Origin of the sequence: Isoptericola sp. NPDC060257, from assembly GCF_042726645.1 — a bacterium.
GTDB lineage: Bacteria > Actinomycetota > Actinomycetes > Actinomycetales > Cellulomonadaceae > Isoptericola > Isoptericola nanjingensis.
On sequence record NZ_JBHXAW010000080.1, the window covers coordinates 1 to 15,693 of the forward strand.

The 15,693-nt window shown below is 71.2% G+C and carries 12 protein-coding genes and 1 pseudogene; 12 read left to right on the forward strand and 1 reads right to left on the reverse strand.

Annotation, left to right across the window (positions count from 1 at the left end; translation table 11 throughout):
* Nucleotides 1-322 (forward strand): annotated as a pseudogene (locus tag ACFWEK_RS08880) (TerC family protein); the annotation flags it as partial.
* Nucleotides 319-1,440, forward strand: coding sequence for a TerC family protein (locus ACFWEK_RS08885; RefSeq protein WP_430546155.1), 1,122 nt, complete (start codon nucleotides 319-321; stop codon nucleotides 1,438-1,440). The pseudogene ACFWEK_RS08880 and the gene ACFWEK_RS08885, both read left to right, overlap by 4 nt.
* 61 nt (nucleotides 1,441-1,501) lie before the next feature.
* Here the strand turns inward: ACFWEK_RS08885 and ACFWEK_RS08890 are convergent, their stop codons facing one another.
* The gene (locus ACFWEK_RS08890) at nucleotides 1,502-1,798 is read right to left on the reverse strand and encodes a YciI family protein (RefSeq protein WP_429763395.1); all 297 of its coding nucleotides are present in this window, start codon (nucleotides 1,796-1,798) and stop codon (nucleotides 1,502-1,504) included.
* A 149-nt stretch (nucleotides 1,799-1,947) separates the two neighbouring features.
* Between ACFWEK_RS08890 and uvrA the strand changes: the two genes are divergently transcribed.
* The 10 genes from uvrA to gap all read left to right on the forward strand — a co-directional run.
* A complete protein-coding gene (uvrA, locus tag ACFWEK_RS08895) occupies nucleotides 1,948-4,962 on the forward strand; it encodes an excinuclease ABC subunit UvrA (protein WP_430546154.1) in 3,015 nt (1,004 codons plus the stop codon).
* A gap of 17 nt (nucleotides 4,963-4,979) precedes the next feature.
* Entirely contained in the window at nucleotides 4,980-5,498 is a 519-nt protein-coding gene (locus ACFWEK_RS08900) for an OsmC family protein (protein WP_430546153.1), read from the forward strand.
* A 258-nt stretch (nucleotides 5,499-5,756) separates the two neighbouring features.
* Nucleotides 5,757-7,202, forward strand: a complete 1,446-nt coding sequence (gene ngcE, locus ACFWEK_RS08905; RefSeq protein ID WP_430546152.1) for an N-acetylglucosamine/diacetylchitobiose ABC transporter substrate-binding protein — start codon at nucleotides 5,757-5,759, stop codon at nucleotides 7,200-7,202.
* Nucleotides 7,199-8,221, forward strand: a complete 1,023-nt coding sequence (locus ACFWEK_RS08910; protein WP_430553811.1) for a carbohydrate ABC transporter permease — start codon at nucleotides 7,199-7,201, stop codon at nucleotides 8,219-8,221. The genes ngcE and ACFWEK_RS08910 overlap by 4 nt, the downstream gene beginning before the upstream one ends.
* The gene (locus tag ACFWEK_RS08915) at nucleotides 8,218-9,117 is read left to right on the forward strand and encodes a carbohydrate ABC transporter permease (RefSeq protein ID WP_430546150.1); all 900 of its coding nucleotides are present in this window, start codon (nucleotides 8,218-8,220) and stop codon (nucleotides 9,115-9,117) included. Before ACFWEK_RS08910 ends, ACFWEK_RS08915 begins: the two co-directional genes overlap by 4 nt.
* A 69-nt stretch (nucleotides 9,118-9,186) precedes the next feature.
* Nucleotides 9,187-11,382 (forward strand): excinuclease ABC subunit UvrC, encoded by a 2,196-nt coding sequence (gene uvrC / locus ACFWEK_RS08920; RefSeq protein ID WP_430546149.1) that lies wholly within the window; start codon nucleotides 9,187-9,189, stop codon nucleotides 11,380-11,382.
* A complete protein-coding gene (gene rapZ / locus ACFWEK_RS08925) occupies nucleotides 11,379-12,314 on the forward strand; it encodes an RNase adapter RapZ (protein WP_430546148.1) in 936 nt (311 codons plus the stop codon). The genes uvrC and rapZ overlap by 4 nt, the downstream gene beginning before the upstream one ends.
* A complete protein-coding gene (gene yvcK / locus ACFWEK_RS08930) occupies nucleotides 12,311-13,279 on the forward strand; it encodes a uridine diphosphate-N-acetylglucosamine-binding protein YvcK (protein WP_430546147.1) in 969 nt (322 codons plus the stop codon). The genes rapZ and yvcK overlap by 4 nt, the downstream gene beginning before the upstream one ends.
* Before the next feature lie 62 nt (nucleotides 13,280-13,341).
* Entirely contained in the window at nucleotides 13,342-14,322 is a 981-nt protein-coding gene (gene whiA, locus ACFWEK_RS08935; protein WP_430546146.1) for a DNA-binding protein WhiA, read from the forward strand.
* Nucleotides 14,323-14,626: 304 nt separating this feature from the next.
* Nucleotides 14,627-15,693: type I glyceraldehyde-3-phosphate dehydrogenase (gene gap / locus ACFWEK_RS08940; RefSeq protein WP_430553812.1), on the forward strand; the 1,067-nt coding region annotated here is incomplete at its 3' end.

The following is a 15,693-nucleotide window of genomic DNA, read 5'->3' on the forward strand; positions in this document are numbered from 1 at the left end:
CTCCCTGCTCGGCCTGCGGCAGCTCTACTTCCTCGTGGACGGCCTCCTGGACCGCCTCGTCTACCTCAACTACGGCCTCGCGGCGATCCTCGGCTTCATCGGTGTCAAGCTGGTGATCCACGCCCTGCACACCAACGAGCTGCCGTTCATCAACGGCGGGCAGCACGTCGAGGCGATCCCCGAGATCTCGACGACGCTGTCCCTCAGCTTCATCGTGGTGGTGCTCGCCGTCACGACGATCGCCTCCCTGGCGCGCGACCGGCGTGACCGTCGGGCCCGTGCCACGGCCTCGCCGACACCCACCTCCGAAGGAGACGCATGATCCACGAGCTGCCGGTCTGGTTCGAGTGGGCGTCGCTCGCGGCGCTGATCGTCCTGCTCGCCGTCGACCTCGCCATCGTCGGCAGGCGCCCCCACGTGCCGAGCATGAAGGAGAGCGGCCTGTGGGTCGGCTTCTACGTCGCCCTGGCGCTGGTGTTCGGGCTGATCGTGCTCGCGGTGGGCGGCACCGCCCCCGCCGGGGAGTTCTACGCCGGCTGGCTCACGGAGTACTCCCTGAGCGTGGACAACCTGTTCGTCTTCGTCATCATCATGTCGCGGTTCGCGGTGCCGAAGCGGCACCAGCAGATGGTGCTGATGGTCGGCATCATCATCGCGCTGGTGCTGCGCGGGGCGTTCATCCTCGCGGGGGCGGCGATCCTCGAGCAGTTCGTGTGGGTCTTCTACCTCTTCGGCGCGTTCCTCATCTACACGGCGGTCAAGCTCGTGGCGGGGGGCGACGACGAGGAGGAGTTCAAGGAGAACGTCGCGATCCGCCTGCTCCGCCGCGTGCTGCCGGTGAGCCAGGAGTACGACGGCGCGAAGGTGCGCACGGTGGTCGACGGCAAGAAGCTGTTCACCCCGATGCTCGTGGTGTTCGTCGCGATCGGCTCCACGGACCTGCTGTTCGCGCTCGACTCGATCCCCGCGATCTTCGGGCTGACGAAGGACCCGTTCATCGTCTTCACCGCGAACATCTTCGCCCTCATGGGCCTGCGGCAGCTCTACTTCCTGCTCGGCGGCCTGCTCGAGCGGCTGGTGTACCTGCCGATCGCCCTGGCGGTCATCCTCGGGTTCATCGGCGTCAAGCTCATCCTCGAGGCGCTGCACACCAACACGCTCCCGTTCATCAACGGGGGCGAGCACGTCGCCTGGGCGCCCGAGATCCCGATCTGGCTGTCCCTCGCCGTGATCCTCGGCTCGATCGCGATCGCGACCGTCGCGAGCCTGGCGAAGACGCGGCGGACCGCCGCGGTCGCCGCGAAGGACGCGGCGCCGGCGGGCGCGGCGGACGCAGCGGGTGCGGCGTCGTCGACGACGGCGGCACCGGAGACGCAGGACGTGGCGTCGGAGCCCGGATCCGCTCCCGCATCCTCCGGGCCGGAGTCCTCGGGCCGCTGACGACACGAGCGCACAGGCCCCGGACGGCACGCCGTTCGGGGCCTGTGCGCGTCGTCCGGCGTCAGGCGGCGAACCCGCCGATCACGGGCACGAACTCCCGCGCCGCGCGGTGCGCGACCAGACCCTCGCGCCGCATGGGGTCGGCCGCGAGCAGCTCGAGCGCGCCGGTCGCGTCGTCGGCCTCGACGACCAGGAGCGCGCCGCCGGGCTCGCCGTCCGGCGTCGCGGGCAGCGGGCCGGACACGCGCAGCGTGCCGCTCTCGTGCAGGCCACGGAGGAACTCCCGGTGCTCCGGTCGGACCTCCGCGAGGCGGTCGGGGTCGGTGACGTAGACGTACGTGACGGCGTAGACGGACATGGCCGTATCCAAGCACCCCGTGCGGTCGCGGGCCGGGGGAGTCCGGGAGCGGGTCAGGCGGCCGGGTGTGACCGGTCAGGCACACGAAAAGGCCCCGAAAGGTATAGAACGCCTGTACGAATGTCGGCGTCCCGACGTAAGATGCCCGGGTGAGCAACCGCCTCGTCATCTCCGGCGCCCGCGAGCACAATCTGCGCAACATCGAGCTCGATCTCCCGCGCGACGAGCTGATCGTCTTCACCGGGCTGTCGGGCTCGGGGAAGTCCTCCCTGGCGTTCGACACGATCTTCGCCGAGGGGCAGCGTCGCTACGTGGAGTCGCTCTCCGCGTACGCCCGCCAGTTCCTCGGCCAGATGGACAAGCCCGACGTCGACTTCATCGAGGGCCTGTCGCCCGCGGTGTCGATCGACCAGAAGTCGACCAACCGCAACCCGCGGTCGACGGTCGGCACGATCACCGAGGTCTACGACTACCTGCGCCTGCTCTTCGCCCGCGCGGGGACGCAGCACTGCCCCGTGTGCGGCGAGCCGGTCCGCTCGCAGACGCCGCAGCAGATCGTCGACAAGCTCCTCGAGCTGCCGGAGGGCACGCGCTACCAGGTGCTCGCACCCGTCGTGCGCGGGCGCAAGGGCGAGTACGCCGACCTGTTCGCCGAGCTGCAGACGCAGGGTTTCGCCCGCGCGCGGGTCGACGGCGAGGTGGTGCAGCTGACCAGCCCGCCCACGCTCGAGAAGAAGCTCAAGCACGACATCGAGGTCGTCGTCGACCGCCTCGTGTCGCGCGACGGCGTCCAGCGCCGGCTCACCGACTCGGTGGAGACCGCGCTGCGCCTCGCGGGCGGCCTGGTCATGGTGGAGCTCGTCGACGCCGACATCGACGACGTCGACCGGGTGCGCAAGTTCTCGGAGAAGCGGGCGTGCCCCAACGACCACCCGCTCGCGCTCGACGAGATCGAGCCGCGCACGTTCTCCTTCAACGCCCCGTACGGCGCGTGCCCGGAGTGCACCGGCATCGGCTTCCGCCTCGAGGTCGACGCCGACCTCGTCGTGCCGGACGAGGAGAGGACCCTGCGCGACGGTGCCGTGGTGCCGTGGGCGCAGACGTCGTCGGAGTACTTCGAGCGGGTGCTCACCGCGCTGGCGGAGGAGATGAGCTTCTCCATGGACGTGCCGTGGCGCGCGCTGCCGCAGCGCGCCCGTGACGCGATCCTGTTCGGCCGCAACCACCAGGTGCACGTGCGGTACAAGAACCGGTGGGGCCGCGAGCGGCAGTACTCCACCGGCTTCGAGGGCGCGGTGACCTTCCTGGAGCGGCGGCACCGGGAGACCGAGTCCGACTGGTCGAAGGAGAAGTACGAGGCCTACATGCGCGAGGTCCCGTGCCCCGTGTGCTCGGGGGCACGGCTCAAGCCCGAGGTCCTCGCGGTCACCGTCGGCGGCAAGTCGATCTGGGACGTGTGCAGGCTGCCGATCGACCAGGCCAAGACCTTCCTCGACGGGCTCGAGCTGGGCGAGCGCGAGCGCGCGATCGCGGCAGAGGTCCTCAAGGAGATCCACGCCCGGCTCGGCTTCCTCGTCGACGTGGGCCTGCACTACCTGTCGCTCGAGCGTCCGGCGGGCACCCTGTCCGGCGGCGAGGCCCAGCGCATCCGGCTCGCCACCCAGATCGGCTCCGGCCTCGTCGGCGTGCTGTACGTGCTCGACGAGCCCTCGATCGGCCTGCACCAGCGCGACAACCGCCGCCTCATCGAGACGCTGACCCGCCTGCGGGACCTCGGCAACACGCTGATCGTCGTCGAGCACGACGAGGACACGATCCGCGCGGCAGACTGGATCGTCGACGTCGGCCCCGGCGCGGGCGAGCACGGCGGCCGCGTCGTGCACTCGGGCGACTATGCCGGGCTCCTCGAGGCCGAGGGCTCGATGACCGGCGCCTACCTCTCCGGGCGGCGCAGCATCGCGCTGCCCGCGGAGCGTCGCGCGACCGACCCCGGCCGGAAGGTCACGGTCGTCGGCGCCCGGGAGAACAACCTGCGGGGGATCGACGTGTCCTTCCCGCTCGGCGTGCTCACGGCGGTCACGGGCGTCTCGGGGTCCGGCAAGTCGACGCTGGTCAACTCGATCCTGCACACCGTGCTCGCGAACGAGCTCAACGGCGCGCGCCAGGTGGCGGGCCGGCACACCCGGGTCACGGGCGTGGACCAGCTCGACAAGGTGGTGCACGTCGACCAGGGGCCGATCGGGCGCACGCCGCGCTCCAACCCGGCCACCTACACGGGCGTGTGGGACCGGATCCGCAAGATCTTCGCGGAGACCGAGGAGGCGAAGGTCCGCGGCTACGGGCCGGGCCGCTTCTCCTTCAACGTCAAGGGCGGGCGCTGCGAGGCGTGCGCGGGCGACGGCACGCTGAAGATCGAGATGAACTTCCTGCCCGACGTCTACGTGCCGTGCGAGGTGTGCCACGGCGCGCGGTACAACCGCGAGACCCTCGAGGTGCACTTCAAGGGCAAGACGGTCGCGGACGTGCTGGACATGCCGATCGAGGAGGCCGCGGAGTTCTTCGCCGCGTTCCCCGCGATCTCGCGCTACCTCACCACGCTGGTCGAGGTGGGTCTCGGCTACGTCCGCCTCGGGCAGCCGGCGCCGACGCTCTCGGGCGGCGAGGCGCAGCGGGTCAAGCTTGCGAGCGAGCTGCAGAAGCGCTCCACGGGTCGCACGATCTACGTCCTGGACGAGCCGACCACGGGCCTGCACTTCGAGGACATCCGCAAGCTGCTCGGCGTGCTGCAGTCGCTGGTGGAGAAGGGCAACACCGTCCTCGTCATCGAGCACAACCTCGACGTCATCAAGAGCGCCGACTGGATCGTCGACATGGGGCCGGAGGGCGGCTCCGGCGGCGGGACGGTCGTGGCGGAGGGCACGCCCGAGGACGTCGCGCAGGTCGCGGCGAGCCACACGGGCCAGTTCCTCGCGCCGATCCTCCAGGAGCACCCGCCCGTGCCGACGGCGACCCCTGCCGGCCGGGCGAGGTCCGCCGCCGCGACCTCGGCGTCGTCGGCGCCGCGTGCGCGGAGCTCGGCGAAGGGCACGACGAAGGGTTCGGGGAAGGCGACGACGAAGGGGAAGACCGCGTCGAAGCGTCCCGGTAAGCGCAGCGCCGCCTGACGTCCTAGCGTGTGGCCATGGGAGCGCACCACAACTACGCCGTGACCGTCGCCTGGCCCGATGCTGCCGAGGCCGGGGCCTCCGACCCCGGTGGCGGTCCGGGCACGACGTCCTACACGTCGTACTCCCGGGACCACACGGTCCTGGTCTCGGGCAAGCCGCCGCTGCTCGGGAGCGCCGACCCGGCGTTCCGTGGTGACCCGGCGCGGCACAACCCGGAGGAGCTGTTCGTCGCGAGCCTCGCGCAGTGCCACATGCTGTGGTTCCTCCACCTGGCCGCCGAGCACGGCCTGGTGGTCCGCGAGTACGTGGACGACACGACCGGCACGATGCGGGTGGAGTCCCGGGGCGAGGGGCAGTTCACCGACGTCACGCTGCGACCCCGGGTGACCGTCGACGCGGGCCCGCAGGCGACGGACGAGGCCGTGGCGGAGCTCCACCACCGCGCGCACGCCCTGTGCTTCATCGCACGGTCGGTCAACTTCGCGGTCATCGTCGAGCCGGCGCCCGTGCGGCTCGCGGCACCCGCCTCGTAAGGGGCCACCCGCACCCGAGCGGGTGATCTATACCAGTCCGGTCACACTGTCGTGTGGGCGGTTGACGTGGCGACCGCGCGTGAATATTTTCCACTCCATCCCCGTGGTGGATGGGAGATATTTCCGTGAGCGGTGCGGAACCCGCCGCAACGCCTCACGGTGCGAGACGAGGAGGTCGGCGCAGGGCCTGAGCGGGCAGAGCAGCACGGTTGACGGGGCGTCGAGCGACGCACCCTGACACGAAGGGCATCAACGACGATGACCAGCAACTTCACCACTGACCAGAGCAACATCACCCCCCAGCCCTCCCGCCGGTCGGTGCTCCGCGCCGTGATGTACACGGCCGCCGCCGTCCCGTTCGGCCTCCCGCTCGCGGCATGCGCCACGGGCGGTGGCGGCGGCGAGGCGACCACGAGCGCCGCGACCGGCGGCTCCACGGACGCGAAGAACCCGTTCGGCATGGCCGAGAACACCACGGTCGACGCCGTGATCTTCGACGGCGGCTACGGCGTCGACTACGTCGAGTTCGCCGGGAAGGTCCTCGCCGGCCTGCACGCCGGATCGACCGTCAAGGTCTCGCCCTCGACGCAGATCGCCACGGAGCTGCAGCCGCGGTTCGTCGGCGGCAACCCGCCCGACCTGGTGGACAACTCGGGCGCCCAGTCGATCGGGTTCAACACGATCCTCGACCAGCTCGAGGACCTCACCGACATCATCGACGCGCCCAACGTCGAGGGCACGACCATCCGCGACACCCTGTACGAGGGCGTCCTCGCCCCGGGCACCTACGGGGACAAGTTCGCGGCGCTCAACTACGTGCTCACCGTCTACGGCGTCTGGTACTCGGGCAGCCTCTTCGACAAGAACGGCTGGACGCCGCCCGCCACGTGGGAGGAGGCCAAGGCCCTCGGCGCGGAGGCGAAGAAGGCCGGCAAGTACCTCTTCCTGTGGGGCACCGAGGCCGCGACGTACTACCAGACCCTCGCGATCGAGTCGGCCATCAAGGAGGGCGGCGACGAGGTCCGGCTGGCGCTCGAGAACCTCGAGCCGGACTGCTGGTCCAACGACTCGCTCCAGGCGACCTTCACGATCATGAAGGAGATCATCGACGCCGGGTACTTCAAGCCCGGCGGGTCGGGCACGCAGTTCACCGCGGCCCAGGCGCAGTGGAGCAACAAGCAGGAGGCGCTGCTCTACCCGTCGGGCTCCTGGATCGAGAACGAGATGAAGGACCAGACGGCGTCCGACTTCCAGATGAAGGGCGTCCCGAGCTTCTCGGTCACCGCGAGCCCGGCGATGCCCGCCACGGCGCTGCACTCGACCGCCGGCGAGCCGTTCATCGTGCCGTCGCAGGCCAAGAGCGTCGCGGGCGGCAAGGAGCTGCTGCGGGTCATGCTCTCGAAGGAGGCCGCGACGAACTTCTCCAAGACGAAGCTGGCCCCGACGATCGTGAAGGACATCGTCCCCGCCGACGGGTTCGGGTCGACGGCGCTGGTGTCGCAGACCGAGATGCTCAGCGCGGCCGGGACCGACATCTTCACGTTCAACTTCGTCAACACGTACGGCATGAACCAGGAGCAGCTCCCGATCTGGAACTCCTTCCTCGACGGCAAGAAGTCGGTGGCGGACCTCACCAAGGAGCTGCAGGCGATCACGGACCGTATCGCGAACGACGACACGATCGACAAGATCGAGGTGTCATGACCGCCATCCCCGGCGCCGGGCAGGTCCTGCCCGCCGGCGAGGGAGCTCCTGCGGGGCCCGGGCGCGGGCCCCGCTGGGGGCGGCTGGGCGGGTGGTCGTTCGACACCGTGAGCTTCTTCGTCGTCTTCCTCGGTCTCCCGCTCGCGCTCTTCCTGGTCTTCGTGATCTGGCCGTTCGTCCAGGCCGCGTTCTACGCCCTCACCAACTGGTCGGGCTTCACGACCGAGTTCGACGTCGTGGGCCTGGCGAACTTCACGACGCTGCTGCAGGACCCGCGGTTCGTCAACGCCGTCGGGAACAGCGTGATGTTCGGCCTGTTCATCCCGCTCATCACCATCGTCATCGCGCTGACGTTCGCGATCCTCATCACGGTGGGCGGAGCGGGGAGGGGACAGGTCCGGGGCGTCCGCGGGTCGGGCTTCTACCGGGTCGTGTCTCTCTTCCCGTACGTGATCCCGGCGATCGCCGTCGGCATCATGTGGCGCCTGATCCTCGACCCGAGCAACGGTCTGGTCAACGGCATCCTCACGGGGCTGGGGCTCGACCGGTTCCAGTCGTTCGCGTGGCTGGGGAACGTGGGCACGGCGATGCCCGTGACGATGTTCGTGGTGGTGTGGGGCTTCGTCGGCTTCTACATGCTGCTCTTCATCGCGGCGATCAAGGGCGTCCCGTCGGAGATCTACGAGGCTGCGCGGATCGACGGCGCCGGGCGGTGGCGGACCTCGTGGTCCATCACGCTGCCGCTCATCCGGGACAACGTGCAGACCGCCTACATCTACCTGGGGATCATCGCGCTCGACCTGTTCGTGTACGTGCAGGCGCTCAACCCGCAGGGCGGCCCCGACAACTCGACGCTCGTGATGTCCCAGCAGCTGTTCCGCACGGCGTTCACGGAGGGGAAGTTCGGCTACGCCAGCGCGATGGGCGTGGCGATGGCGATCGTGACCCTGGTGTTCGCCGCGCTGGTGTTCACCGTGAACCGCCTCGCCGGCGGCCGGAGCGAGAGGGGCCGGGGATGACCGCCCACGCCGAGGCGGTGCCGCGCGCGGCACGTGCCGTCCCACGGACCCGGGCCGCACGCGCGGCGGGCGGCGACCGCCTCGCCGCCGGGGTCTCGCACACCGTCCTCGTGATCTGGTGCATCCTCGTCATCGCACCGATGGTCTGGGTGCTCATCGGCTCCTTCAAGACGAGCGCGGAGATCTTCGCGTCGCCGTTCTCGTTGCCGGAGCACTGGTCGTTCACGAACTACGAGAACGCGTGGGTCGACGCCCAGATCGGCCGTGCCTTCGTGAACACGATCATCGTGGTGGGGTCCGCGCTGGTGCTCGTGATGCTCCTGGGGGCGATGTGCGCCTACGTGCTCGCCCGGTTCGAGTTCCCCGGGCGGCGGGCCATCTACTACCTCATGCTGGCGGGCCTGACGTTCCCCGTCTTCCTCGCGATCGTCCCGCTGTTCTTCGTGCTCCAGAACGCCGCCCTGCTCGGCACGCTGCCGGGGCTGATCGTGGTGTACGTGGCGTTCGCGCTGCCCTTCACGGTGTTCTTCCTCTACGCGTTCTTCCGAGGGCTGCCGGACGACATCGCCGAGGCCGCGGCGATCGACGGGGCGGGGAACTGGCGGACCTTCTTCCAGGTGATGCTGCCCATGGCGAGACCCGGCATGGCGTCGGTGGCGATCTTCAACTTCCTGGGCCTGTGGAACCAGTTCATCCTGCCGATCGCGCTGAACCCCGAGCAGCAGAACTACGTGCTGTCCCAGCGGCTGGCCGCGTTCGTGTCGTCGGCGGGGTACGCCGTGGACTTCGGCGCGATGTTCGCGGCGGTGGTCGTGACGATCGTGCCGGTGCTCATCGCCTACCTGATCTTCCAGCGCCAGCTCCAGGGGTCCGTCACGGCGGGGACGATGAAGTAGCGGCCGCCGGCCCCCGGGGCCGCCCACCGCGGCGCCGGGGGCGTCGGTGGCCTGACCTAGGCTGACGGCATGGCCGACCCAGCGACCTACCGCCCGAAGCCGGGGGAGATCCCCACGTCACCCGGCGTCTACCGGTTCCGCGACGCGCACGGCCGCGTGATCTACGTGGGCAAGGCGAAGAACCTCCGGGCGCGGCTGTCGAACTACTTCCAGGACGTCGCCCACCTGCACCACCGCACGCAGAGCATGGTGACCACGGCGGCGTCGGTGGAGTGGACGGTGGTGGGCACCGAGGTCGAGGCCCTGGCGCTCGAGTACTCGTGGATCAAGGAGTACGACCCGCGGTTCAACGTGAAGTACCGCGACGACAAGTCGTACCCGTACCTCGCGGTGACCATGGCGGAGGAGGTGCCGCGCGCCCAGGTGATGCGCGGGGCCAAGCGCCCCGGCACGCGGTACTTCGGGCCGTACGGCCACGCCTGGGCGATCCGCGAGACCCTCGACCTCCTGCTGCGGGTCTTCCCGATCCGCACCTGCTCGGCCGGCGTGTACCGCCGTGCCCACCAGACGGGCCGACCGTGCCTGCTGGGCTACATCGACAAGTGCTCGGCGCCCTGCGTCGGTCGGATCACCGTCGACGACCACAAGCAGCTGGCGCAGGACTTCTGCGACTTCATGGCCGGCGACACGCAGCGGTTCGAGCGGCGCCTCACCGCGCGGATGAACGAGGCCGCCGCGTCCATGGAGTACGAGCAGGCCGCCCGGCTGCGCGACGACATCCAGGCGCTGCGCCGGGCCACGGAGAAGAACGCCGTCGTGCTCCCCGACGCGACCGACGCCGACATCTTCGCGCTCGCGGGCGACGAGCTCGAGGCCGCCGTCCAGGTGTTCCACGTGCGCGGCGGACGCATCCGCGGGCAGCGCGGCTGGGTCGTGGAGAAGGTCGAGGACGTCACGGACGCGGAGCTCGTGGAGCACCTGCTGCAGCAGGTGTACGGCGCCGTCGAGGACGCGCGCACGGCGGCGGAGGAGGCCGACCTCGACGTCGAGGGACGCGCGGCGGCACGCCGCGAGGCGCGCGACGCCGTCCCGCGCGAGGTGCTGGTCCCGGTGCTTCCCCCCGACCCGGCGCAGATGACGGCCTGGCTGACGGGGCTGCGCGGTGCTCGCGTGGAGCTGCGGGTGCCGCAGCGCGGCGACAAGCGCGAGCTCGCCGCCACGGTCAGGGCCAACGCGGAGCACGCTCTCGCGCTGCACCGCACCCGCCGTGCCGGCGACCTCACCACCCGCAGCCAGGCGCTCCGCGAGATCCAGGAGGCGCTGGGCCTCGAGTCGGCGCCCCTGCGCATCGAGTGCTACGACGTCTCGCACACCCAGGGCACCTACCAGTCCGCGTCGATGGTCGTCTTCGAGGACGGGCTGCCGCGCAAGAGCGAGTACCGCACCTTCTCGGTCCGGGGTCCCGAGGGTGACGGGGCGCGGGACGACACGGCAGCCATGCACGAGGTCATCACCCGCCGGTTCCGCCGCTACCTGGCCGACCGGCTGGCGTCGGGCGAGGTGGAGCTCGACGACAGCGACGAGGACGGGCGCCCGCCCCAGGTCGCCCGCCCTCGGTCGGGCGAGGTTCCCGCAGAGCAGGCGAGGGAGGCGGGGGAGCGCAAGCGGTTCGCCTACCCGCCCAACCTCGTCGTGGTCGACGGCGGCCCGCCCCAGGTGGCGGCGGCCCAGCGCGCCCTGGACGAGCTGGGGGTCACCGACGTCGCGCTGTGCGGGCTCGCGAAGCGGCTCGAGGAGGTGTGGCTCCCCGGTGAGGACTACCCGGTGATCCTGCAGCGCTCCTCCGAGGCGTTGTACCTGCTCCAGCGGGTGCGCGACGAGGCGCACCGGCGCGCCATCACGGCGCACCGGCAGCGCCGGAGCAAGGGGATGATGACCTCGGCGCTCGACGAGGTGCCGGGCCTCGGACCGGCGCGGCGCAAGGCGCTGCTGAGCACGTTCGGCTCGGTCAAGAAGCTGCGCGCGGCGAGCGTCGACGAGATCGCCCAGGTGCGCGGCATGGGTCGCCGCACCGCCGAGGCCGTCGTCGCGGCGCTCGGCGGCGGCCCCGGCGCCGCAGGGAGCTCCGACGCGTCGGAGCCCGCCACCCGCGCCGACGTCACCTCAGCCGGCGCCGCCGACGACAGCTCGGCCGACGCCACCGCCGACCGGAGCAGCGCGCCGACCAGCCAGGACGCGGCGGGCCCTGGCATGCTGGGCGCATGAGCGAGCCGGACCCCATCACCGTCCCGCAGGGCATCCCCGAGATCGAGGCCACGACCCCCGCCCCGGAGCAGTCCGAGCCGGAGGTGCTGATCATCACCGGCATGTCGGGCGCCGGCCGCTCGCGTGCCGCGGGCGTCCTCGAGGACCTCGACTGGTTCGTGGTCGACAACCTGCCGCCGATGATGATCGTGCCGCTCGTCGACCTCATGACCCGGGCGGGCTCGTCCGTGGAGCGGCTCGCGGTCGTGGTCGACGTGCGCGGGCGGGAGTACTTCGCCGAGCTCACCCGGGTCCTGCAGCACCTGCGCGACGCCGGGGTGAACTACCGGATCCTGTTCCTCGACGCGCGCGACGAGACCCTGGTGCGGCGCTACGAGAGCGTCCGCCGACCGCACCCCCTGCAGGGCGAGGGGCGGATCCTCGACGGCATCGGCGAGGAGCGCCGCGCGCTCGCGTCGATCGCCGAGCGCGCCGACGTCGTCATCGACACGTCGGAGCTGTCGGTGCACGACCTCGCGCGCGAGGTGCGCGCCGCCATCGCGGACGGCGCCCCCGACGCGCTGCGCGTGAACGTGCTCGCGTTCGGCTTCAAGTACGGCATCCCCCTCGACGCCGACCACGTCGTGGACGTCCGTTTCCTGGCGAACCCGTACTGGATCACCGAGCTGCGTCACCTCACGGGCCGCGACGCCCCGGTGCGGGAGTACGTGCTCGCCCGGCCCGGGGCGCGGGAGTTCGTGGACCGGTACGTGGCCGCGCTCGAGCCGGTCCTCGCCGGCTACCTGGCCGAGGAGAAGCGGTACGTGACGATCGCGGTGGGGTGCACCGGGGGGAAGCACCGCTCGGTCGCGATCGCGGGCGAGATCGCCCAGCGGCTGCGGGACGCGGGCCAGCGGGTCTCCCTCACCGCGCGCGACCTGGGGAAGGAGTGACGACGCCGGTCGCGAGCCCGGGGGCGCCGGCGGTGACGGCGCTCGGGGGAGGGCACGGGCTGTTCGCGAGCCTGTCCGCGCTGCGTCTGATGTCCGACCGGCTGACCGCCGTCGTGACCGTCGCGGACGACGGTGGGTCGTCGGGCCGCCTGCGTGACGAGCTCGACGTGCTGCCGCCCGGCGACCTCCGGATGGCGCTCGCGGCGCTGTGCGACGACTCCGAGTGGGGCCGCACCTGGAGCGACCTGCTGCAGCACCGGTTCGTGTCGGGCGGCAGCCTGGACAAGCACGCCATGGGCAACCTCCTGATCGTCGCGCTGTGGGAGCTGCTCGGTGACACGGTGACGGGGCTCGACTGGGTCGGCCGGCTGCTCGGCGCGCGGGGGCGCGTGCTGCCCATGGCGTCGGTGCCCCTCGTGGTCGAGGCGGACGTGCGCCGCGACGGCGTCGCGACGCTCGACACCGTCGTCGGGCAGAGCCGTGTCGCCGTGTCCGAGGGGCGGATCGAGCAGCTGCGGCTGGTGCCGGCGGACCCGCCGGCGTGCCCGGAGGCGGTGGAGGCGGTCCGCACCGCGGACTGGGTCGTGCTGGGCCCGGGATCCTGGTACTCGTCGGTGCTGGTGCACCTGCTGGTGCCGGAGCTCGCGAAGGCCTTGCACGAGACCGACGCGCGGGTGTGCGTGACTCTCAACCTGGCCGCCGAGCGCGGCGAGACCCAGGGGCTCACCGCGACCGACCACCTCGAGGCGTTGTTCCGGCACGCGCCCGGGCTGCGCGTGGACGCGGTGCTGGCCGACCCGTCCGCCGTCGAGGACGTCGACGAGCTCGCCGACGCCGCCCAGGCGATGGGTGCGCGGCTGCTCATGCGGCAGGTCCGTCGCGGCGACGGGACGGCGCGCCACGACCCGCTGCGCCTGGCGGCGGCCTATCGCGACGTGTTCGAGGGCGTCTACGGGGACGTGTGACGGGTCCCGGTGGGGCTCCGCCGACGGCTCAGGGTGCTTGCCTCGCGTGGCAGGATGACGCCATGGCGCTGACGGCAGAGGTGAAGGACGAGCTCGCGCGGATCAAGGTGACCCGGACGTCGTGCCGCAAGGCGGAGGTCTCGGCGACGCTGCGGTTCTCCGGCGGGCTGCACATCATCTCGGGCCGCGTGGTGATCGAGGCGGAGCTGGACGACGAGGCGGCCGCGGCGAGGCTGCGGCAGTCGATCACGGAGCTCTACGGGCACACGAGCGACCTGATCGTGGTGCAGGCCGGGGGCCTGCGCAAGAACAACCGGTACGTGGTGCGCGTGGTGCGCGACGGCGAGTCTCTCGCCCGCCAGACGGGCCTGCTGGACTCCCGGGGGCGGCCGGTGCGCGGTCTCGCCCCGGAGGTCGTGTCGGCGGGAGTCGTGGAGGCGGAGGCGGTGTGGCGTGGTGCGTTCCTCGCGCACGGGTCGCTCACGGAGCCGGGCCGTTCCATGGCGCTGGAGGTCACGTGCCCCGGGCCCGAGGCGGCGCTCGCCCTGGTCGGCGCCGCGCGGCGCCTGGGCGTGCAGGCGAAGTCGCGAGAGGTGCGGGGCGTGGACCGCGTCGTGGTGCGCGACGGCGAGGCGATCGGGGAGATCCTGCGCCGGATGGGCGCGGTGCGCACCCGCGAGATCTGGGAGGAGCGGCGCGCGCGCCGCGAGGTGCGCGGCACCGCCAACCGGCTCGCGAACTTCGACGACGCGAACCTGCGGCGGTCGGCGCGCGCCGCCGTCGCGGCGGGCGCACGGGTGCAGCGCGCCTTCGAGATCCTGGGCGAGGACGTGCCCGAGCACCTGCGGCAGGCGGGGGAGCTGCGCCTGGCGCACAAGCAGGCGTCGCTGGAGGAGCTCGGGCAGCTGGCCGACCCGCCGCTGTCCAAGGACGCGGTCGCGGGCCGGATCCGGCGCCTCCTGTCGACGGCGGACAAGCGGGCCATCGACGTCGGGATCCCGGACACCGAGGCCGGCCTGAGCCCGGAGCTGCTGGACCTCTGACGCCGTCGCGCGCCCGGGCGTCCGCCGTCCGCCGGTCGCCGGCCGTGGCCGGCGAGCCGCGGCGTCCATATGGTCAGACCACATGTCTCACGAGGCCGTCGAGGGTCAGCGGCACCGCGGTTTCGGGTATAGGCTCATTCCGTCAGGTGACGACGACGTGACCCGAGGCTGACCGCCCGGTGGAAGAACGTCGGGTGGTTCCGGGGTCACGACGTGAATCATCAGCACGCCCCTCGCGGCGTGCGGAAGTCGGCATCAACCGTGTGCGTCGGGATCTCACCGGCGCGCCCTGAGGAGGGCAATCGTGACCATCCGCGTCGGGATCAACGGCTTCGGTCGGATCGGACGGAACTTCTACCGCGCTCTCGTGGAGTCGGGTGCGGACATCGAGGTCGTCGGCGTCAACGACCTGACCGACAACAAGACTCTGGCCCACCTGCTCAAGTACGACACGGTGCTGGGCCGCTTCCCGAAGTCGGTCGACTTCGACGACGACAACATCATCGTCGACGGCCAGAAGATCCGTGCGCTCGCCGAGCGCGACCCCGCGAACCTCCCCTGGGGCGAGCTGGGCGCGGACATCGTCATCGAGTCCACCGGCTTCTTCACCGACGCCACCAAGGCCAAGGCGCACATCGACGCCGGCGCCAAGAAGGTCATCATCTCCGCCCCGGCGAAGAACGAGGACGCGACCTTCGTCATGGGTGTGAACAACGACCAGTACGACCCGGCCGCGCACCACATCATCTCGAACGCGTCCTGCACGACGAACTGCCTCGCGCCGCTCGCCAAGGCCCTCAACGACTCGATCGGCATCGAGCGCGGCCTCATGACGACGATCCACGCGTACACCGGCGACCAGAACCTGCAGGACGGCCCGCACAAGGACCTCCGCCGCGCCCGCGCCGCCGCGCAGAACATCGTGCCGACCACCACGGGTGCCGCCAAGGCCGTCGCCCTGGTGCTCCCGGAGCTCAAGGGCAAGCTCGACGGCTACGCCCTGCGCGTCCCGGTCATCACCGGCTCGGCCACGGACCTCACCTTCGAGGCCCCCAAGGAGGTCACGGTCGAGGAGGTCAACGCCGCGGTCAAGGCCGCCGCCGAGGGTCCCCTCAAGGGCGTGCTCGAGTACGTCGAGGACGACATCGTCTCGACGGACATCGTCACCAACCCGCACCAGAGCATCTACGACGCGAAGCTCACCAAGGTGATCGGCAACCAGGTCAAGGTCGTCTCCTGGTACGACAACGAGTGGGGCTACTCGAACAGCCTCGTCGGTGCCCTTGAGCCGTGCCATGAGGAACGCCTTGAGCGGTCCGGCCATCACCAGCAGGCCGCCGGCCACGCTCAGGACGACGAGCACCGGGGGCA